This is a genomic window from Planktothrix sp. PLAVEN19ND (genome assembly GCF_057220675.1).
The window spans coordinates 586,252-609,049 of record NZ_CM170132.1 but is presented as its reverse complement, the minus strand read 5'-3'; the positions used below and the strand labels follow the sequence as shown (position 1 = coordinate 609,049).

Genomic DNA, 22,798 nt, shown 5'->3' with positions numbered 1-22,798 from the left:
GATCAAACATTGAAGCGTTTAATGATGTAATTCGTCTTTTAGATTAATCTATACTATTCTTGAACAGGTCGCCACACTCTAACTGTACCATCTTTACTTCCACTAATTAACTTTTTACCATCGGGAGTAAATACAACAGCAGTAACCGCTTTGTCATGTTCTCCTAGTGTGCAAGGCGATGACTGCGGATTTTTTAAATCCCAAATTTTTATCCTTGTGTTATCGCAACCAGTCGCAATCAAGGAACTATTGGGACTAAATGCAACGCAATTAATGGGTTGAGATTCTTTCCAATCAACAGGATATTCTTCTTTTGTTTTTACATTCCATACCTTAATTACACCGCCATTACTTCCGCTTACTAAAAATTGTCCATCTGGACTAAAAGCCAATGAATTTACAGGAAATTGATCTGATGGTATCTTTAAAATTGCTTTTTTATTTGATATTTTCCATAGCTTAATATAACCCCGACGATCTCCACTAGCAAGTATTCCCTTATTAGAATCAACTGCTAAACATATAACATCATCAGAATGACCAGAAAGTTCACCTCGTTCTATTCCTTCACATTCTGCATCCCATAGTTTAATTTTTTCACCACTAGCACTAAAAACTATTTTACTATCAGGACTAAATAGGACTGCTTTAACTCTTTTAAAGTGTCCTTGTGTTCCTAAATCTTTACAGTCATTGGTTTTTAAATTATAAAGTTTTATTTTATTTTCATCGATTCCTTCAATCATAGCAGTAGCAATTAACTCGCCTGTGGAATTAACTACAATTGGAGTAGGAAAGCCACCTAACGAAATTCTTGTTCCAGAAAATTTGGGAATAGGTTCTTTTTCTGAAATTTTCCAGACAACAATATCACAATCATAGCGTGCAGCAAAAGTTTCTGAATCAGGAAAGACGGCTAAGGAAGCCACTTCTTCATTATTATATATTTTTTCATCTATAATCTTCCAAGAACTAGAATTAAGTTCTAATCTTTCTTTTTGTGGCAAAGAAAGCTGCTGTTTTTCACCTGCAATATACGCAGTAAGTTTAATTAAGTTTAAAGATTGACCAGAAGGTTTTATATATTCTATTGACTCTGAAGGAAAAATTGAAATCCTTGTTATTGCTTGCCAAAACTCTCGATAATAGCTGATAACTTGTTGATGTGCTGCTTCTAAATTTTGTTCAGTCACAACAATATCTGGGAGAAGTCCCTGGAAAACTAAACCTTCTATCAAAGATATTTCTCGACCAACTGAATCTTTTAAACAACCATTACCATCAATTCCCGTATTTTCTGCCGTTGCTTCAATAATTCGATAAATTATCGTGAAATCTGCGGCTTTAGAATACAGAATTTCTCGATAAAATGCAGTTCCTTGTTCTGTTATATCCCCCTCTGTTACTCTAGCAAGTATATTACCTATACCTGCTTCACAAATAAAATTAGGAGCAACAACAGTTCGATAGTCAAGATATGGATTACGGCTCACTAAAAAACACCAAGATTTAAGATTATCTATCATCGCTTTAAATTAGATTCAGGGAAATTATAGTCCAGTCGGTTTTGAATATCTAAGAAACACTTAATGGTGTAATTAAGGGCAGTTTCTTCATCAGTAACTTTTTTAAGAGCTTCTTCCTTTTCTTCCTGTAACTGTAACTTCCTATTATTAGCAACTTCTCTCTTTTGTTCAATAGGAGTATCTAAAAATTCTATTAACCTTTCTAATATATCGGCTGCAAATTGATATTTTTTAGGCAAAAGATGGCTAACTCTACTAACGGCTTCACCAACTAACTCGCCTAGCCAATCCCAGAAAGTAACATTAGCTTCAACATCAATGGAAATATCAGAAATTTCTTTTTTTTGTTCCATTATCTCTTTTAGTTTTGTCTGAATCATATCTGGCAAAACACAAGCTAGAGGAACTTCAACTTGAAAAGGTTTAGGCAAAGTTTGAGAATTTTTTGCCATACTTCCATCCTTTTGCAACGTGGCAAAATCTTTGCCTACCGCACTAATAGGAATTAATCGAATTGGAATATTACCCCTGCTACGAGTTTTAATTAAATTATTAAATTCAGGAATTTTGTATAAACAATCTATAATTTCTTCTAAAGTATATTTTCCTTCGAGAATATCCCATTTACTAATCACAAAATGAATAGGTTTATTTTGGATTTCTTGCATGATATTCAGCATATTAGGCAAATCGTTAACAGCCCAAACCCGACCCAATGCTTCACCCTGCATTAAAGCAAGAAGTCTTTGACCATCCAGCAAACCCAGTAAAGCATCCGCATTTTTAAGTTGATTATCAAATTCAGAATCTTCTTCTCCCATTTCATCATTAATTCGACCTCCAGCATAGTCCAAATAAGTAAACTGACAAGCTGAGTAAATGGGTAAACCCTCAGTTTGCACACGGCAGGTAAATGTCCATTCAGAAACCTCGCTGTAGGTTGTTCCTTTCGGCCATTTTTCATCAACGGCAATTTGTGTATAAAGGTTGTTTAAGCGTTTCCTTTTTTCTGCACTTTCAACTTGAAGGAAAAAGCCTGCATCCCCCTGTGTTGATAACTTTTTGTATAGACTAGCCAGGAAAACGGTTTTCCCTGAACCAGATGGCCCTAACATAATGACTGAATAAGTATTCATGCGAATCCGTGAAGTAAATCCTCAAGGTTGCTGTTGCGTCCCTTTATTCAGCATCTGTCAAAAGTGGAATTTTGTCTGTCGGAAATATCAGAGATTTTGTCGGAGGTTTTGTCGTATTTGTCGGAATTGTCGGAAAGTCCGGTATAATACAATAAAATCTAGCTAATTCTTGACATGGATATTCAAGAAGTCCTAACAATTGCGGATGATCTCATATTTGCAAGTACGGGAAAACATTTAGACCATCTGCAAAAAGCGATACTAGAGGGAACATTACAGGGTCAAACCTATACCAAAATTGCTGAGGATATCCATTCTAGTGAAGGCCATATTCGAGATTTGGGCGCGGAAATTTGGAGAATTTTCTCAAAAGAATTTGGAGAGACTGTTAGTAAATCTAATTTTAGGGCTATTTTAGAAAAGGCTAATTTTTATAATTATTCATCAGCGATTGTTAGTAATACTGTAACTGTTAATAACGTTAATATTTGTTCTGAGGGAAGATGCGCTGAAGCGCAACAACGGGGTCAGGATAGAGTTTGTTTAGATTGGGGAGATGCACCAGAAATATTGACGTTTTATGGTCGTCAGGAAGAAGAAAATTGTTTAAAAGAATGGATGATTGAAAAACACTGTCGTTTAATAGCACTTTTAGGTGTGAGTGGAATTGGTAAAACATCTTTAGCATTGCATTGTGTTGAACAGATTAAATCTGAATTTCACACGATTATTTATCGAAGTTTGCGATTTTGTCCAAGTTTAGAGGATATTTTAACTCATTTTTTAGAAGTATTTTCTGAATCTTCAGTGATTCCTAAAACTTTAGATGCTAAATTGACTCAACTTTTAAAATATCTGCGTCAATATCGCTGTTTAATTATTCTCGATGATGTCCAGATGTTATTTGCACCTCAAGAGTTAGCCGGATGTTATCAAGCAGAATATGAAAATTATCGCTTATTTTTCAAACAAATTGCTGAGGTTTCTCATCAAAGTTGTTTGATGCTCTTGAGTTCAGAAAAACCTAGAGAGGTTGCAGAATTAGAAAATGATGCTATTTCCTCTTTAGTATTAGGAAGTTTGGGAGAAGCATCCAAACAAATATTAAGAGATCAAAAATTAAAGGATGAAACCGAATGGAATGAGTTAATTAAACTTTATCAAGGTCATCCCCTGGGTTTAAAGTTAACAGCGGCTTTAATACAAGAGTTTTTTGGTGGTTGTGTCTCTGAATTTTTGGGGTGTTACCCTCCGATTTTATGTGAATCTTTGCAATTTCAATTGCATCAACAATTAGAACGTTTGACAATCTTAGAAATACAAATTATGAATATATTAGCCAATGAAAATGAACCTTTAAATTTATCTAAAATCAATCATAAAATTCAATTGCCTTATCCCGAAGTTTTAAAAGGTTTGCAATCTTTAAATTTACGGTTATTTTTGAAAAAAGTAGAACAAAATAATATAAAATTATTTACTGTTGATTCCATGTTCAGAAATTTTTTAAAAAATACCGCAAGGAATAGGGAATAGGATAGAAAGTCGCAAGCACATAGAGTAGTGCGAGCATCCTCGCTCGCTGAGGTAATACTATAAGCAAGAAATTCGGTTTCTGATAGTTTTAACCTAACGTATATAATCCCCCATCCCGTCCACAAATCATCACCTGATTATTCCAAACCACAGGCGTTGACTCAAAGGAAACTTCCGGTTTAAATCGTCCCGTTTGTTCGACTCTTAACCGATAATATTCCCCCCGTTGATTAGGAATCGCATTGCTTTGATTTGCTCTGGCTTCCTCCCAATATAAATTAAATAAATAAACCCCATTATATCCAGCCGTTACTAATTTATAACCATCGGTAAAAATAGGCGTTGAAATTGAGGCTCCGATTTTTTCCTGGACTAATATTAAAGGAGTTTTATATTCTCCCTTTCCTAATAGCCCGGAAACCTTTTTATCCGTTGTGATCATTTGAGAACCAATATATAAATAACCATCAATCGCATTAGTAGCAAAAATAGCCGGAAATCCATCGGGGTTATATTCATCATTTAAGGCGACAGAACCTATTATACCGCCATCCCAGGTATTGAATTTTCGATTTTGGGTGGGTAAAAACCATTCCACACTCTCTTGAGGTTCTCGGTTAGGATTGAGTTTAAGCACACCTCCATTTCCCGGAATATATTGTTTTTCAATTGCACAAAATAACTTCCCCTCCTGAGAAATAACCGCCGACCCATCAATATCAGAACCCGTATAAAAATCCCAAATAATTTTTCTAGTTTTTAAATCAATTCCATAAATATGTCCCGAACCCGATGCCATAAAAATTCGATTATCTAACCGAGATGGTGAGGATTCACTAACTAAATTTCCTCCATGTCTGCTACTATCTCCATCCTCATAAAGTTTGACTTCTGATAGAATTTGAGGTTGTAAAAACCCTGATTTTTTCTCCGCCGTTTTAACCGAACTATTGAGAAAATAACCGATCGCATTTTCCCCCGCATTAAAAATAACTCCATCCCCTAAATATAAGGGCGAACTATCATTATCTCGACTATAACTGGGGGTAGAACGTAAATTTAACTTCCAGATTTCTTTTCCCGTCCTAAAGGAAATTGCCCGAAAACTGGTGGCTAATCCTCCTTTTGACATACTGCTACGACTCCCCTGTAAAACGACAATTCGGTTCTCATCCGTTGCCGTTTCATCAATATAAATACTTGAGGTTCCTTTAACTACATCATCAAATTTATATCTCCAAATTTCCTTTTGAGTGTCTAATTCTATTTTTCTTAAATAATGGTCAAAAGCTCCTATAATTAAATAGGTTTTGCCGCGATCGCGGGTAATAGTCGGTTGTCCTGTCCATCCCGCCCCACTCCAAACTTTACGGGTACGTCCCACATAAGTTACCCCTGTTCCTAATGGAAATTTATGAATTTCTTTCAGATTTTCTGGCACTCCTCGCCCATAAAAACGCCGTTGATCATTACCCAAATAAGTGGGAATTAATAACTCAATTTCTGGATCTAAAATTGATAATAAAGTTTTAAATTTCTCTTGAACTTCTGCCTCAGATGTGTTAAAATTAAAGAATTGAGAAACACCCGAAGGCAGTAGAGATCCCAAAGAAAAATAAGCAGCAAGTTGATTAAAGCGTCGTCGAGAAACCATAATTTTAAAATTTTGATATAATCAATAATCCCCGTAGAGACGTTTCATGCAACGTCTCTACTTAATATTAAACCATGAATTGCTAATCAAAAAATCCGTACCCAGATTTGATATAATTAATAATCCCCGTAGAGACGTTGCATGAAACGTCTCTACTCAAAACATCTTTAGGTATTTCTAATGGTTAATCGTCTTTCTGAATCCAAAAGTCTCTATCTTCGCAAACACGCAGAAAATCCGATTGATTGGTGGCCCTGGTGTGACGAGGCTTTAGCAACAGCAAATCAGCAAAATAAACCCATATTTCTTTCGATTGGTTATTCTAGTTGTCATTGGTGTACTGTCATGGAAGGAGAGGCATTTTCCGACCCTGGAATTGCTCAATATATGAATCAACATTTCCTTCCAATTAAAGTTGATCGAGAAGAACGACCCGAAATTGATAGTATTTATATGCAAGCCTTACAAATGATGACGGGTCAAGGGGGATGGCCGTTAAATATATTCTTAACTCCCGATGAAAGAATCCCCTTTTATGGCGGAACTTATTTTCCCTTAGAAACCCCGTTATGGTAGACCCGGATTTTTAGAAGTTTTACAAGCTATTCGTCGATTTTATGACTTAGAAAAAACCAAATTGCAAGCGTTCAAAGATGAAATTATGACGCATTTGCAGCAGTCTACAATTTTACCTGTTTCTACATTAACTGAAGATTTATTACAAATAGGATTAGACGCTAATACTGGAGTTATTAGTCGCAATGAATATGGGGGGCCAAGGTTTCCCATGATTCCCTATTCCGAGATGGCATTACGAACAATTCGGTTTAATATTGAGTCAAAATATGATGGAAAAGAAGCCTGTACCCAACGGGGTTTAGACTTAGCATTAGGGGGAATTTATGATCACGTTGCGGGAGGATTTCATCGCTATACCGTTGACCCGACTTGGACAGTTCCCCACTTTGAAAAAATGCTCTATGATAACGGGCAAATTGTTGAATATTTAGCGGATTTATGGAGTGCGGGGATACAAAAACCGGCTTTTAAACGTTCAATTCAGGGAACTGTTGAATGGTTAAAACGGGAAATGACTGCCCCGGAAGGTTATTTTTATGCTTCCCAAGATGCGGATAATTTTACGACTCCCGAGGAGTTAGAACCGGAAGAAGGAGCTTTTTATGTTTGGAATAATAGTGAATTAGAAAAAATATTAACTTCTGAAGAATATGCCGCCCTACAAGAACAATTTACTATTACAAAATCGGGAAATTTTGAAGGTAAAAATGTCTTGCAACGGTGCAATGCAGATGGGTTAAGTGATACGATTGAATCGGGTTTAAAAAAACTGTTTAAAGTTCGGTATGGGGAAATACCAGAAACCTTGAAACTGTTTCCCCCCGCCCGCAATAATCAGGAGGCAAAAACCCATCATTGGTTAGGTAGAATTCCTCCGGTTACAGATACTAAAATGATTGTGGCTTGGAATAGTTTAATGATTTCCGGTTTAGCCAAAGCTGCAAAGGTTTTTGGAGAAGTTGAATATTTAGAATTAGCCACAAAAGCGGCTCAATTTATCCTAAATCATCAATGGTTAGAGGGACGTTTACATCGAGTCAATTATGAAGGAGAACCGGATGTTGTAGCTCAATCTGAAGATTATGCCTTACTCATTAAAGCCTTGATTGATTTACACCAAGCTAGTTTAATATTAACCCCCAGTTTAGTATCACCCGATTACTGGTTAGAACAGGCGAAAAAAGTTCAAGAAGAATTTAATAATTTACTCTGGAGTGTGGAATTAGGAGGTTATTTTAATACCGCCCAAGATACCGGAAAAGATTTATTAGTTCGAGAACGCAGTTATATTGATAATGCCACTCCCTCGGCGAATGGGGTCGCTATTGCTAATTTATTGCGTCTGTTTTTATTAACAGAAAATCTGGAATTTTTAGACCAGGCAGAAAAGGGATTAACCGCCTTTAGTTCCGTGATGCAGAAATCCCCCCAAGCTTGTCCTAGTTTATTTACGGCGTTGGACTGGTATCGAAATAATACCCTAGTTCGGACTTCTCCCGAACAAATTTTAGGGTTAGGTGTGCAGTATTTTCCCTCGACTATTTTTAAAGTTGATAACACGCTTTCCGATGATATTATCGGCTTAGTTTGTCAGGGATTAAAATGTAATAAACCTGCCCAATCTACTGAAGAACTGTTACAACAGTTGCAAGCTAGTCAAACTCGTTCTTAACTTAAATTATTGGCTGTGTAGGGGCGAGGCGCGCCTCGCCCCTACGATTATTCGGATTTCTGACATTGAATTAAATATGATATAATTAAGATTAGGTAAAATCACGGTTGATTCTGAATCCCATGCTCAATATTTCTCAAATTCTCGCTCAAGAACTGTCCCTTAAACCCTTTCAGGTAGAAAACGCACTACAACTGTTTTCCGAGGGTGCAACCATTCCTTTTGTAGCGCGATATCGCAAGGAAATAACGGGTTCCTTAGATGAAATTCAACTGCGGGATCTTTCAGAACGTTATACCTATTTAACGGAATTGGAAGACCGGAAAAAAAGTATTTTAGAAGCGATCGCATCCCAAGAAAAACTCACCGATGAACTTCGAGAAAAAATCGAAACCTGTTTACAAAAAACCGAATTAGAAGATTTATATTTACCCTATAAACCTAAACGCCGAACCCGCGCCACCATTGCTAAAGAAAAGGGATTAGAAACCCCTAGCCCAATTTATTGCTAATTTTAATCAACCCAATTCCCCTACCCCTGGTTTAGAATCAGAAGCGGAAAAATATATTTCCGCAGAAAAAGGCGTTAAAACCATTGAAGAAGCATTAAATGGAGCTTCTGATATTTTAGCAGAAATTGTATCCGAAAAAGCTAATTTACGAGCCTATTTAAGAGAATATTTAATGAATCGAGGGGTATTTGTTTCCCTAGTAAAAGAGGACTATCCCGAAGGGTCAACTAAATTTGAAATGTACCGCCAATATCGAGAAAATGTACAGGATATTAAACCCCATAATTTGTTGGCATTATTGCGAGGAGAAACGGAGGGAATCTTAAAAGTTGAGATTGAATTTGATCAAGATTTTGTTCAGTCCTATTTAGAATCTCAGGAAATTAAAACTAAAAATCCTATTATTAGAAAATTCTATCAGCCGATGTTAAAAGATGCCTTTAATCGGTTAATGAAAACCTCTTTAATCAGTGAAGTTAGAGGCGATCGCAAAACCTACGCTGATTTGGAATCAATTAAAACCTTTGAATCGAATTTAAGAGAATTATTACTCGCTTCCCCGGCGGGAATGAAACCCACCTTAGCCATTGACCCTGGATTTAGAACTGGGTGCAAAGTTTCCGTGTTATCAGAAACCGGAAAATTCTGTGAATATCATACGATTTTCCCCCATCAAGCGACGGGTCAACGTCAAGAAGCCGCGCAAAAAGTTAAACAATTAATTGATAAATATAAAATCGAATTAATCGCGATCGGAAATGGCACCGCCGGACGAGAAACCGATGAATTTGTAACGGAAATTATTGCTAAATTAGACCGAAAACCGATAAAAGTTATGGTGAATGAATCCGGTGCATCAATTTATTCTGCTAGTGATGTAGCCCGACAGGAATTTCCCGATTTAGACTTAACGGTGCGGGGTGCTATTAGTATCGGAAGACGGTTACAAGATCCCCTAGCAGAATTAGTTAAAATTGATCCCAAGTCCATTGGTGTCGGACAATATCAACATGATGTAGATCAGAAATTACTGAAGAAAAAACTCGATGATACTGTTGAAAGTTGTGTTAATTATGTGGGAGTGGAATTAAATACCGCCTCCAAGGAATTATTAACCTTTGTATCAGGAATTACCCCAACAGTTGCCCAGAATATTGTCAATTATCGCAATGAAAATGGAGCCTTTAAAACTCGAAAAGAACTGTTAAAAGTTGCTAAATTAGGCCCTAAAGCCTTTCAACAGGCGGCGGGATTTTTAAGAATTAGAGGGGGTGTTAATCCTTTAGACAATACCGCAGTTCACCCCGAAAGTTATCCCGTTGTGGAAATTATGGCGAAGGATGTAGGAATTACCTTAAATAATATTAGTCAATTTAAGGATAAAATTAAATCCGTTAAACTGGATAAATATGTTACTGATACCATCGGAATTCCTACCTTAAAAGATATTATTAGCGAATTAGAAAAACCCGGACGCGATCCCCGGGCTGAGTTTAAATATGCCACCTTCAAAGAGGGAATTAAAGAAATATCCGATTTAAAAATAGGAATGGAATTAGAAGGAAGTGTGACTAATGTAGTGGCTTTTGGTGCATTTGTTGATATTGGTGTGCATCAAGATGGGTTAGTCCATATTTCCCAAATCGCCGATCAATTTGTCGATGATCCGAATAAATTTGTTAAGGTTGGACAAGTAGTTAAGGTGCGGGTAATGGAAATTAATGAGAAGTTAAAACGGATTAGTTTAACGATGAAATTGTAAAGAATTAGTGTAAAATAGAGTAAATGACATACTAAAGAATCGTTTTTAATGGGGAGTTATCAACTTTGCAAGAACAGTTAAAAGGCATCAATATTTATTTAATTGGGATGATGGGGTCAGGGAAAAGCACCATTGGTCGATTATTAGCCAAACAGTTAGGGTATCGATTCATAGATACCGATGACCTAATTAGCCAAACCACCCATCGGTCTATTACTGATATCTTTGCCACGGAAGGAGAAGCGGTTTTTAGAGAGTTAGAATCTCAAGTTTTATCGGAAATTTGTGCCTATAAAAAATTTGTGGTGGCGACGGGAGGAGGAATTATTCTTAAACAAATGAATTGGAGTTATCTCAGACATGGAATGATTATTTGGCTGAATGTTCCCGTGGAAGAACTCTATAACCGTTTAAAAGAAGATCAAACCCGACCCTTATTACAACATCCCGACCCGTTACAACAATTACAAATTCTATTAGAACAACGTCAATCTCGCTATGCTCAAGCCGATCTCGAAATTAAAATTAATCCCGGTGGTATCCCGCAACAGGTTGTTACCCAAATCTTAGAAAAAATTCCCACTATTTTAAAACCTCAATCCCATGGTTTAAATTAAACTGTAAAATCTTAAACTGATAACTGGTACGGGCGGATTCTTTTAGATATGAGTGAATCACCGCGCATCTCGATGAACCCGCCCCTACAACTGATAACTGATAACTGATAACTGATGACTGATTATCGCAATCCTGCTCCCACCGTTGATATTATTATTGAATTAAGCGATCGCCCGGCTAGACCGATTGTATTAATTGAACGCAAAAATCCGCCCTTTGGATGGGCAATTCCTGGGGGATTTGTGGATTATGGAGAATCCGTTGAAACCGCCGCCATTCGGGAAGCAAAAGAAGAAACGGGATTAGATATCGAGTTAATTGAACAATTTTATGTGTATTCCGATCCGAGTCGAGATCCGCGTCAACATACCCTTAGCGTTGTTTTTTTAGCCACAGCAATTGGCGAACCCCAGGCGGCGGATGATGCGAAACATTTAGAACTTTTTGAACCCTGGAGAATCCCCCAAAACCTCTGTTTTGACCATGATCGGATTCTCAAAGATTACTGGCGTTATCGCCATTACAAAATTAGACCGCCACTGAGTTGATCAGTAACGGTCTAATTTTCCAGGATGCCAGGAGGGAGACTTGAACTCCCGACACGAGGATTTTCAGTCCTCTGCTCTACCAACTGAGCTATCCCGGCTTGTTTTCACTTTCACTAATCTAGCAAATAGAATTGAGTTTGGCAACCCCCCGGCGAAGAAATTTTTTCTGATCGGCATCGATCATAGTATTTTATTCTAGGGGTTTGGTCTTCAAACCCTCTGATTAATTGACTTTGGAGATTCAGCCCTCTGGTTTGGGTTCACAAATCTTATTAGGAAGCACAACGATGAAGCACAACAAACCCCCCGCAGAGCTCATTGGGGTTGGCTTAATTTGGCTGGTGGTGGCGGTGAGCGATCGCCTCTGGTTTAGGATGGATCGGTCTGTTCCCGCTTGGGATCAGGCGGATTATCTGAATGAGGCTTTAAATTATTGGCAAGTTTGGCAACACCCCCAATGGTTTTCCGGGGACTGGTGGACTCAGATGTGGATGATGTCCCCTAAAATTCCCCCCTTGACCTATTTATTAACTATTCCCTTTCAGAATTTATTAGGAACTGGATCGGATCAAACTAATGCAGTTCATCTATTATTTAGTGCTATTTTATTCGCTTCAGTTTATGGTTTAGGAACCCTATTATTTAACCGTTCCGTAGGATTTTGGGCAACGGCTATCTGTGCAATTTTACCCGGACTTTATCACCATCGGTTACAATTTTTGCTCGATTATCCGTTAACAGCTATGGTGACATTAAGTTTCTATGGCTTGACTTTATGGTGGGTTTCTGGTCTGAATAATTCCGATAAAAAACTAACTAATTCTTGGTGGTGGGCTATTCTATTTGGGTTCACCTTTGGGCTGGCTCTTTTAACCAAACAAACGGCTCTTTTTTTCCTATTTACTCCCCTATTGTTGGTGACGGTAGGAGTTTTAAAAAAACGCCAATGGCAGCGATTTTTACAATTATTCGTGGCGTTATTATTATCAATAGCAATTATTTTTCCTTGGGCGAGAACCAATTGGTTATTAATGTTAACATCGGGAAAACGAGCGACGCTTGATTCTGCGATCGCCGAAGGTGATCCGGCTTTAACCAGTTTAGATGCTTGGACATATTATTTTAAATTACTTCCCGCCCATGTTTCTTTCCCCCTATTAATTATTCCGATTATTGGTCTTTTATTCTATATTATTAAACACTATTCTTTGTCTTGGAATCAACAGCATCATCCCTTTGAACATTTCTCAAAGTTAGAATTAAACTGGATATCCTTAAAATGGTTAGCAATATTTTGGTTTGGGGGATATCTCCTCTGTTCCCTAAACCCTAACAAAGATTTCCGCTATAGTTTACCCTTACTCCCGGTTTTAGCGATTGTTTTAGCCTATTTTTTAACCCTATTTCCTCAAGGTTGGGGGCGACAAATTCGCTGGGGAACCTTGGGTTTAGGGATAATATTAATGATGTTTAATTTATGGCCAATTGGCAGTTATCCGGTTAGACAGGTAATTAGAACTTTCAACCCGGGAAATGAACATCATGTTTATTTAGGAAACCCTTGGCCCCATGAACAAGTAATTACTGCTATGATTGCATCACAACCCTATTTAAAAAGCAATTTAGGAGTATTACCTTCAACGCCAGAAATTAATCAACATAACTTAAACTATTATGGTTCCTTACAGGGTTCTCAGGTTCACGGGAGACAGGTGGGAACGAATAAAAATCATGTTTTACAAGATGTGCGATCAATGTCTTGGTTTGTGACTAAAACCGGACAACAGGGTTCAGTAAATCGGGTACAGGATGCTCAACAAATGACGATGCAAACCTTAGAAACCAGTCCCGAATTTAAGCTGAATCAACAATGGCTATTACCCGATAATAGTTTTTTGAATTTATATGAAAGAATTATTCCCTTTGTAGAAGTTTTACCTATAAAAGAATCGATTCCCAAAATAGAGTTAGAACGGGTTTTAATTCCGTCTCAAGCTCCCCCTGGTCTTCCGGTTCCGGTTACTTATCAATGGCGAGGATCGTTACAGGATTTGCAGCAGGGAATTGTGATTTTAAATTGGAAGTTAACTCCTTCTAACCCCAAAGGTTTATCATCTTGGATTCATGATCATGGGATAGGAACAGGACAATTATATGGGGATGCACCGAATCAAAGTTATCAAGTCACAGAACGAATGGCGATGTTTCCTCCGGTTGATTTGATTCCAGGAAATTATCAATTAGAAGCCACTTATTTGAACCGAGAAACGGGGAAAAACTATAAAATTAACACCCCTAATATTACCTTAGAAATTGATCCTAAAACGCCTCCCGTCGCCGCCCCCGAGTTAGATTTAGTGACGCAGTTAAGACTATTAACCGTTAATTTACCCGCAGGAATTAAGGGGTTAGATCCGATTTTTGCTCAGGTGGGAAGAATTAATCAATATGATCCGACTCAAGACTATACAATTCAAGCGGAAAAAGCCTTAGAATATCGGTTAAAACAGGAGCCTAATCGATTAGATTTTGCTTATAATTTGGCTTTGGCTAATGTTTTACAACAGGATGCTGAAGGTGCGATCGCAGCCTTAAAAATAGTAACTCAACTTGATAGTAAAAATCCCAATGCTCACGCCTATTTAGGGTTTGTTTATCTGTATAATTTACAAGCAAAATTAGCAGAACAGGCCCTAAAACCAGCTTTAGAGTTAAACCCCAATCAACCTGAATTTAAGGTTTTAGTCGGGGTTTCTCAACTCCTACAGGGGAACTTTATTCAAGCTTGGCAGAATTTACAAGTCTTGAATAAAATTAAAAGTTAGGTAGAGATTGCTCAGGAGTAAATTAATTCCTAATCTAAGATAGCCCCGCGTTGTTTGAGGTTGAGTTTAGCTTCAGGAGAAAGTCCCACCACACCGACAAATTTAGCGTTTTCGATAATAGTATCGGTGAGATAAATTCCACTTAAATTAGAACCGCTTAAATCTGCATGACTTAAATTAGCCCTGGTTAAATTGGCTCCAATTAAGTTAGTTTCTTTCAAATCTGCATAACGTAAATCCCGTTCTATTCCCCCTTGGGTGACAATTTCTTGAACCAGTCGCCATTTGTCACTCAGTTGGGTAGTTTCATCAATTAAGGTTCCACTTAAATTTGCTCCCCTGAGATCAGCCCCTAAAAGGTTAGCACTTTTGAGATCAGCCCCAATTAAATTAACTCCGGTGAGATTAGCATTGGTCAAAACTGCTCGAGTCAAATTCGCATTAATTAATTTAACATTAGTGAGATTAGCCCCGGTTAAATTTGCCCCAATTAGTTTAGTATAAATTAAATTGGCTCCACTTAAATAGGTATTAATTAAATGGGTGCGGTTGAGATAAGCACCAACTAATTTAGCTCCATTCAGATAGGCACGGCTTAGATCCGAACCACTTAAATCAGCACCACTTAAGTTAGCATTAATTAGGTTGACTCCGGTCAAATCGGCTTCGCTTAAATCCGCTTCTTGCAAGTCGGCATTAATCAGATTTGCTCCACTTAAATCGACACTACTTAAATCAACGCCATTGAGTTGAATCCCAATTAAAATAGCGCCTCGAAAATCCCTTTCCCCGTGGGTGTATTTTTCTAGTAATTGTTTAATATCCATTGTTTAATGTTTAATCTAATTCTTGTTAGCCTGACTCGACAATAAATTGGCTATTGATGAACAAAGATATCGGGGGTAAAATCTATAATTTATTACGATTCCGACGAGCAGAACGTAATAATTTCACCCGATAAGGATCGGCATCTGTACGCCAGTAGACACGATAACCCCTGATTTGAGCACAATGATCTTCTAAACATTTTAACCAACCCAGGCGCGTTTGAATCAATCCAAAGTTATCGAACAGTCCCCATTTTTCCTCTTGGTCAGAGAGTTTTACCAACTGTTGATGGTGGGGATAGTCTGGGGTGACCAAGGTGTGTTTGCGATGCAAAATTGGGGGGTTGGGGCCATCATAGGTTTGATAGCTGACATGAAGATCCCGCAGGTCAATTTGCATACAGTTACTCAGGGTCGGATGGGTTTCGAGATCAAAATCGGGGGAAAATAAATAGGAAATTTTGGGAGTTTTGATATGAAACTTAATTAAGTTTGCCCCTTCAGGACGACCCAGGGTTTGACTAGCACATCCTTCATAGAGTCGCAGTAATGGAGATAGTTTTTCCAGTGCGCAAATATGAATCCAGAGGGAATTGGCTCGTTTTTGACCCACTTCACTGTTTTGGCAATGGTTGGCAATGATTTTAGGATCACCCAGAGTATATAACATTAAATCTGCTAAATCACAAGATTTTCTATAACTACCGAATAAACCTTTTATATCATTTTTCATTGCTTCTGAAAGTTGAAACAGTTTCGGACGATGACTAAATCGACTTAAGGCAATATAAACCAGTAAATCCTGACGGCGTTTATGGGCAATTACGTCCCATTCTTCGGGATTTGTAACTTGTAAAATGATTTGAAAGGCTCGTTTCAAACTGCCCAATTCCTGTTGTAGTTGTTCGGCTTCTGGAAGTTCGGTTTCCACGGGTAAACGACCGCGATCGCTGATGAATTGAATTAACGGTTGAAGTAATTCTTGATAATCTTCAAACCGTTTCAAAGTTAAACGAATTCGGGGAGAAGTTAACCGAGATCGGAAGCGAGAGGCTCGAAATTTTTCGGCTTCGCTCTCATCCCGAAACACAATATAAACCCCTAAATCTAAGGGAATTGCATCAACATTTAAGACTTGATCAATATAAACTTTGAGTTCTTCCTGTTGATAATATTTTTGAAAGGTATTGCGACTGGTAATCACCCCATCCCCATACACCATAATCCCTTTTTCTTGAGCATCCACTAATACTTGGGCTGCAACAATTAGGACTTTTTGAGCTAAATTCCAGGCTTGAATTAAGGCTTCCCGTCGTTCGTTTTGACATTCAATCACATTAATCACATACCCCAAATTCACAATATCGGATTCTATTTGGGGAGTTTGGGGAGAATAATAAGGATCCCATCCGCTCCCTGTATACCCCTGTTCTGTTAATCGTTGAATATCCCCCCCATATCCACAACCATAATCAAAAAAAGTGCTATGTTCTTGAAACACTTCCGCTTCTAGGGCTAAACGCACCGGACGGGATAAATGTTTACGAGGAATGGCGGCGCGATGACGTTCAATTTTGGGTGAAAAATGTAAGGCATTTTCCGAATTAAATTCGGTTAAATTATTGGTAATTTCTGAAAGTTTCATCACCCGATGATCATGGATTTCTACTCCATGTTTATGTAAGTGTTGTTGCCAACCCTTGCGAGTTCCAATGGTTCGGTATAAACGAGTTTCTGAGTGAATAAATTCCTGATGGGATGAAAGTTTGGGCGTTTCTAATAATCCTAATCGTTCCTCTGTTTTTGTGAGTTGTTTAAACTTTTGATAATGGGGATAATTAGGCGTAATAAAGGTTTCTTTTCGATGCAGAATCGGAGGATTATCACTATTAGAATAATCCATAATATTTACCTGTCCGGTTTTAACATTCACTTGAAAACTAGCTGTTAAGGCAGGATGGGGATCTTGATCAAAATCAGGATAAAATAAATAAGAAATCAATGATTGATTGGTATGAAGTTTAATTAGAGTAAAGGGTTTTAATGATGGTAAATAAAAACGACTTAATTGTTCGTATAGTCTTAATACAATATTTAACTCATTTAAGGCTGAACGATGAATATATAAAGCGTTGGGTAGTTTTTTCCCTAGGGGACTTTGCTGGCAATATTGAGTGATAATATTCAGATTTTCAACGGTTATTAATAATTGATTGATCAAAATACAAGTCTGTTGATAACTGCCAAAATAGTTGGAGATTTCCCGTTGAATTTCGGGAGCAAAATCATCAAAAGCTTTGAGACGGGGGGGAACTTGTCTTTGTAGAGCTTGTATAGCCAAAAACATCAGCAAATCATTCCCAACAGCAAAATCCCGGTTAGGAGAATTCAGTTGAGTTAAAACCTCAGAGGTGGTAAGGGATTCCCCAGAGTAAGTCCGGGGAGGAAAAACAAGATGATGACTACTACTCATTCATCTGACCCCCATGAAAACGTGGCAGTTTGTTCTGATTTTAAGGCAAGAAACCGGAATTAAGAATTAAGAATAATAAAGTTTAATCTAAGAATTTCTTAACTATGGCTAACGAATCTCTGTTTCCGTCTAAATCTCCATATCTGACAATCCCAGCCCAACAAAATTCAATAATCCAACGTCGTAGGACTCATAAAGGGGTAATTTTATTATTGTTAATTGGGTGTTTTTTTGGAGGTTTAGGAATTAAACTGGTACAGTTACAATTAATTGAAGGAGAATATCATCGTATTCGGGCGGAAAATAACCGTTTACGCCTGATTCCTGTCCCGGCTAAACGGGGGCAAATTTTAGATCGAAACGGGGATTTATTAGCGGGAAGTCAACTCTCGCGCTCCGTATATTTATGGCCCCAGGAACAGTCTCCTGAACAATGGAAAATTACAGTAGAACAACTCCATGCTATTTTAAATGTTCCCGCTGCTGAGATTCTGCAAAAATTAGAAAAAACCGGATATCGATCTCGAATTCCGGTGAGAGTTAGTCCAAATCTTTCGGCTGAAATGTTTATTGGTTTAGCGGAAAAAGTCGAAAATTTACGCGGTGTTGAAGTGCGAGCAGAATCTCGGCGTCATTATCCCAATGGAAAATTAGCGGCTCATATTTTAGGTTATATTGGGGAGGCGACATCAGAAGAATTAAAAGCAAATCCTCATGATCCGATGGGAATGATGGCTGGAAAAATGGGAGTTGAAAAATTAGTAAATTCCCAAATCAAAGGCATTTGGGGGAATCGATTACTGGAAGTCGATGCCAAAGGTCAGGAAATTCAAGAGTTAGGGTTACAATCTCCTAAACCGGGTCAATCAGTTCAGCTAACATTAGATTTAGCCTTACAAAAAACTGCCGAAAAAGCCTTGGCAAATCGTCGGGGGGCGGTGGTGGTTTTAGATGTCAAAACCGGAGCGATTTTAGCCTTAGCTAGTGGCCCAACTTTTGATCCTAATTTATTTACAAATCAGGTAACAAATCAGGACTGGAAAAAGCTACAAAGTGCTGAACAACCGTTATTAAATCGAGCTTTACAGGGATATCCCCCAGGGAGTACATTTAAGATTGTGACCACTGCGGCGGGAATTGAATCGGGGAATTTTTCCATTACTTCTAAAATCCCGACTGCTGCATCAATTAAAATTGGGGGGATTTCCTTTAATGAACATGGAAAGGGTTATGGTGTAATTGGATTTAAAGAAGCTTTAGCTTTTAGTAGTAATACCTTTTTCTATCAAGTTGGGGTGAAAACGGGAGCAGAAAATATTGCCAAATGGGGCAAAGAATTAGGAATTGCAGGGACAATTAATTTGGATTTATTGGGGTTAGATGGCGCCAATCATGGGCAAATTCCTACTCCTCAAGAGAAAGAAAAATTATATGGCGAACCTTGGTATATTGGGGATACGGTGACCATGGCAATTGGTCAGGGTTTAGTCTTAGTTACCCCGTTAGAATTAGCTGTGATGGTTTCTACGGTAGCTAACAGTGGTTGGCGAGTTCAACCCCATTTATTAACATCTCAAACTAATAAAATCCAAACAAAACCGATTAAAACGAAAATTTCTGCGTCAACTCTAAATCTGATTCGGGCGGGATTAATTGATGTGGTAAAAAAAGGAACTGGACGGGGTTTAAATGATGGTTCAATTCCTTTAACCGGAGGAAAAACAGGAACGGTGGAAATCCCTGGACAGCCTGATAATGCGATGTATGTGGGGTTTGGGCCAGCCAATAAACCGGAAATTGCGATCGCCGTTGTGGTCGAAGCCGGGGGATATGGGGCGGTTTCTGCGGTTCCAATTGCTCAAGATATTTTTAAAACCTATTTTAGCAAACATAGCAATAGGAAATAGGGATTTTTTTATGGGGTATTAATATCCGACTACCAATCATTTTATAAAAGGCTTCAATAATGATTTGTGAAACCCGTAGGGGTTGGGTTTTCCAACCCTCTTTAAGCCTGGGTTGGAAGACCCAACCCCTACAATAAAATATTACAACCTATTTAGGATTGCTATATGTTGTTTTAACACTTGTTTTAAATAAATTCCCGTATAAGATTTAGTGTTTTTAGCAATATCTTCCGGGGTTCCTTCGGCAATTAATTCTCCTCCTTTATCTCCTCCCTCTGGCCCTAAATCAATTACCCAATCTGCACAACGAATCACATCTAAATTGTGTTCAATCACTAAAATAGAATTGCCTTTATCCACCAAACGTTGCAATACATTTAATAATTGATGCACGTCATAAAACGATAAACCCGTTGTCGGTTCATCAATTAAATATAACGTTTTTCCCGTGGCTCTTTTGGATAATTCTGATGCTAATTTAACCCGTTGGGCCTCCCCTCCTGATAAGGTTGGGGCGGGTTGTCCTAAGCGAATATAACCCAAACCCACATCCGCTAAAGTTTGTAAACGACTCGCCGCCCGGGGGATATTTTGAAACACTTCTAACGCGGTTTCTACGGGCATATTTAACACATCCGCAATCGAATATCCTTTATATTTCACCTGTAAAGTTTCTCGATTATATCGGGCTCCTTTGCACACTTCACACTGCACATAAACATCGGGTAAAAAGTTCATTTCAATCACATTAACACCCTGTCCCCCGCAGGCTTCACACCGCCCTCCTTTAACATTAAACGAAAATTGTCCAGCCTTATAACCTCTGGCTTTCGCTTCAATGGTTTCGGTAAAAACCTCTCGAATAATATCAAAAACTCCGGTATAGGTAGCGGGGTTAGATCTGGGGGTGCGACCAATGGGAGATTGATCAATAACAATGACTTTATCCAATACGTCTAACCCTTCTATGGCTTTTAAATCCTTGGGAAAAGGCACTTTTCGGGTAAAATGGTGTTGTAAAGCGGGGTACAGTAATTCATTCATTAAGGTGGATTTTCCCGAACCGGAAACCCCCGTAATACTCACCAGTTTTCCTAACGGAATTTCCACGGTAATTTTGTTTAAGTTATTGCGGGTAGCATTAATTAATTTAATTGTTTTTCCATTGCCTTTTCTTCTTTCTGCGGGGGTTTCAATTTGCTTTCTTCCTGATAGATAAGCTCCGGTTAAAGAGGTTTCAGCATTTAACAAAACCTCTATATTTCCCTGGGCAACAATTTCACCGCCATGCACCCCTGCCCCCGGCCCAATATCTACTAAATGATCCGCCGCCCGAATAGTTTCTTCATCATGTTCAACCACAATTAAAGTATTTCCTAAATCCCGTAATTTGATCAGGGTATTTAAGAGTTTTGTATTATCCCGTTGATGTAACCCAATACTGGGTTCATCTAAGACATATAAAACCCCCGTTAAACCCGCTCCAATTTGGGTCGCTAACCGAATCCGTTGGGCTTCTCCTCCTGATAGGGTGGATGCGGTTCTAGCTAGGGTTAAATAGTCTAATCCTACATCGAGTAAAAATTGCAATCTAGCTTTAATTTCTCGGAGAACTAATTCCGCTATTTTGGCTTGTCTTTCGGTTAGGTTTAACTGATTAATTCGGTTTAAACAATCCTGAATTGAAACTCCTGTTAGTTCATCGATTTGATATTGTCCCACTCGCACCGCTAGGGCTTCGGGTTTGAGTCGTTTTCCCAGACAAACTTCGCAGGGTTGATCAATTAAATATTGTTCTAATTTTTGTTTTTGTAATTCGGAAGCACTGTCTTGATATTGACGTTGTAATAATGGCAATACCCCGGCGTAGGGTCGATAATAACCTTTGTTTTCTCGATAGCGAGAATCTGTTTCAATTAAAATAGGTTCCTCTGAACCATAAAGGATAATATGTTGTTGTTCTTTTGTGAGTTGATTCCAATGGGTTGTAATCTCAAAACCAAAGGCTTGACCCACACTATGTAAGATGGATAAATAATAGGAATTATCCTTATCTGACCAAGGGGCAATGGCCGTATAAACGGGTTGAGTTAAGTCGGGAATTACTAACTCCGGGGAAAAGGTTTTAAGATGTCCTAAACCATGACAATTCGGACAAGCCCCAAAGGGAGAATTAAAGGAAAATAACCGAGGAGAAAGTTCTTCCATCACCGCCCCGTGTTCGGGACAAGCGAAGTTTTCAGAAAAGACTAATTGTGAAGATTCTACCCCTTTAATTGAGGGGGATTGAAAGTTATCGGGTTCTGGGAGATCGCGATATTCTGGATCTTTTTGATCTTCAGAATTATCATCTAAGAGTTTGATAATTGCAATTCCATTCGATTGTTTTAAACAAGTGGTTAAAGAATCGGCGAGACGTTCTTGTAGTCCTGGTTTTTTAATTAAGCGGTCAATAACAATTTCAATATTATGGGTATGGTTTTTATCTAATTCAATATTTTCTGAGAGTTCCAAAACCTCATTATTCACCCTAACGCGCACAAATCCTTGGGAGGCTAAACTTGATAATAGCTTGCGGTGGGTTCCTTTTTTTCCCCGAACCACCGGAGCTAGGATCATAAATTTGGTGCGGTCTGGGAGTTCCATGATCCGATCGCACATCTCATCGATGGTCTGGGGGGCAATATTGCGATCGCACATCGGACAATGGGGCTGTCCCGCCCGACCAAACAGCAACCGCAAGTAATCGTAAATCTCCGTTACCGTCCCCACGGTAGACCGGGGGTTATGGGAGGTGGATTTCTGGTCAATAGAAATGGCGGGACTCAACCCCTCGATGGCATCGACGTCGGGTTTATCCAGTTGTCCGAGGAATTGGCGGGCGTAGGCGCTCAGGGACTCCACATAGCGGCGCTGACCTTCGGCGAAGATGGTATCAAAGGCCAGGGACGATTTCCCAGAGCCGGAAACCCCGGTAAAAACGATGAGGCGATCGCGGGGTAACTCCAAATCAACATTTTTCAAGTTATGTTGTTTCGCCCCCCGAATGCGGATGGTGTTGGGGGAGTTGTTGGGATAGGGTAGGGGGTCAGAGAGCAATTTTGAGTTCACTACATTTCGAGTGGTACAGTCCTTAATTATCTTAGCGTTATCGTAGATTTACTGAGGATGAGAATGTTGGGTTGTGTTCAATAATTGAAGATTTGGTGAAATTGTGTCATCA

The 22,798-nt window shown here is 38.5% G+C and carries 11 protein-coding genes, 1 tRNA gene and 2 pseudogenes; 7 read left to right on the top strand and 7 right to left on the bottom strand.

The features are described from left to right. Nucleotides 1-53: 53 nt before the first annotated feature. Together AC2D3N_RS02805 and AC2D3N_RS02800 are read right to left on the bottom strand one after the other, a co-directional pair. Nucleotides 54-1,526, bottom strand: coding sequence for a WD40 repeat domain-containing protein (locus AC2D3N_RS02805; protein WP_484692708.1), 1,473 nt, complete (start codon nt 1,524-1,526; stop codon nt 54-56). Then, nucleotides 1,523-2,662, bottom strand: a complete 1,140-nt coding sequence (locus AC2D3N_RS02800) for a hypothetical protein (RefSeq protein WP_484692707.1) — start codon at nt 2,660-2,662, stop codon at nt 1,523-1,525. Before AC2D3N_RS02800 ends, AC2D3N_RS02805 begins: the two co-directional genes overlap by 4 nt. Nucleotides 2,663-2,836: 174 nt before the next feature. On the opposite strand from AC2D3N_RS02800, the gene AC2D3N_RS02795 reads away from it, so the two are divergent. Then, entirely contained in the window at nt 2,837-4,198 is a 1,362-nt protein-coding gene (locus AC2D3N_RS02795; protein ID WP_484692706.1) for a helix-turn-helix domain-containing protein, read from the top strand. 88 nt (nt 4,199-4,286) lie between these two features. On the opposite strand, the gene AC2D3N_RS02790 is transcribed toward AC2D3N_RS02795, so the two are convergent. Then, on the bottom strand, nt 4,287-5,852 hold the full coding sequence (locus AC2D3N_RS02790; protein WP_484692705.1) for an outer membrane protein assembly factor BamB family protein: 1,566 nt from the start codon (nt 5,850-5,852) through the stop codon (nt 4,287-4,289). Nucleotides 5,853-6,032: 180 nt separating this feature from the next. Between AC2D3N_RS02790 and AC2D3N_RS02785 the strand changes: the two are divergent. From AC2D3N_RS02785 to AC2D3N_RS02770, 4 genes and pseudogenes are all read left to right on the top strand, one after another. Beyond that, nucleotides 6,033-8,103 (top strand): annotated as a pseudogene (locus tag AC2D3N_RS02785) (thioredoxin domain-containing protein). Nucleotides 8,104-8,225: 122 nt separating this feature from the next. Next, a pseudogene (locus AC2D3N_RS02780) lies at nt 8,226-10,377 on the top strand (Tex family protein). A gap of 65 nt (nt 10,378-10,442) precedes the next feature. Continuing rightward, nucleotides 10,443-10,994, top strand: coding sequence for a shikimate kinase (locus AC2D3N_RS02775; protein ID WP_484692704.1), 552 nt, complete (start codon nt 10,443-10,445; stop codon nt 10,992-10,994). Nucleotides 10,995-11,108: 114 nt separating this feature from the next. After that, on the top strand, nt 11,109-11,543 hold the full coding sequence (locus tag AC2D3N_RS02770) for an NUDIX domain-containing protein (protein ID WP_079679749.1): 435 nt from the start codon (nt 11,109-11,111) through the stop codon (nt 11,541-11,543). A gap of 25 nt (nt 11,544-11,568) precedes the next feature. Here AC2D3N_RS02770 and AC2D3N_RS02765 read toward each other — a convergent pair. Next, nucleotides 11,569-11,641: transfer RNA gene (locus tag AC2D3N_RS02765), tRNA-Phe, on the bottom strand. A 189-nt stretch (nt 11,642-11,830) separates the two neighbouring features. Here AC2D3N_RS02765 and AC2D3N_RS02760 point away from each other — a divergent pair. After that, a complete protein-coding gene (locus tag AC2D3N_RS02760; protein ID WP_484692703.1) occupies nt 11,831-14,368 on the top strand; it encodes a phospholipid carrier-dependent glycosyltransferase in 2,538 nt (845 codons plus the stop codon). Between the two features lie 29 nt (nt 14,369-14,397). Here AC2D3N_RS02760 and AC2D3N_RS02755 read toward each other — a convergent pair whose 3' ends face one another. Both AC2D3N_RS02755 and AC2D3N_RS02750 read right to left on the bottom strand, forming a co-directional pair. After that, on the bottom strand, nt 14,398-15,195 hold the full coding sequence (locus AC2D3N_RS02755; RefSeq protein ID WP_079679748.1) for a pentapeptide repeat-containing protein: 798 nt from the start codon (nt 15,193-15,195) through the stop codon (nt 14,398-14,400). 82 nt (nt 15,196-15,277) lie between these two features. Continuing rightward, the gene (locus AC2D3N_RS02750; protein WP_484692702.1) at nt 15,278-17,668 is read right to left on the bottom strand and encodes a DNA phosphorothioation-associated putative methyltransferase; all 2,391 of its coding nucleotides are present in this window, start codon (nt 17,666-17,668) and stop codon (nt 15,278-15,280) included. Between the two features lie 104 nt (nt 17,669-17,772). Between AC2D3N_RS02750 and mrdA the strand changes: the two genes are divergently transcribed. Then, a complete protein-coding gene (gene mrdA / locus AC2D3N_RS02745; protein WP_484692701.1) occupies nt 17,773-19,575 on the top strand; it encodes a penicillin-binding protein 2 in 1,803 nt (600 codons plus the stop codon). Between the two features lie 141 nt (nt 19,576-19,716). Here mrdA and uvrA read toward each other — a convergent pair whose 3' ends face one another. Next, a complete protein-coding gene (gene uvrA, locus AC2D3N_RS02740) occupies nt 19,717-22,686 on the bottom strand; it encodes an excinuclease ABC subunit UvrA (protein ID WP_484692700.1) in 2,970 nt (989 codons plus the stop codon). Between the last annotated feature and the right edge of the window lie 112 nt (nt 22,687-22,798).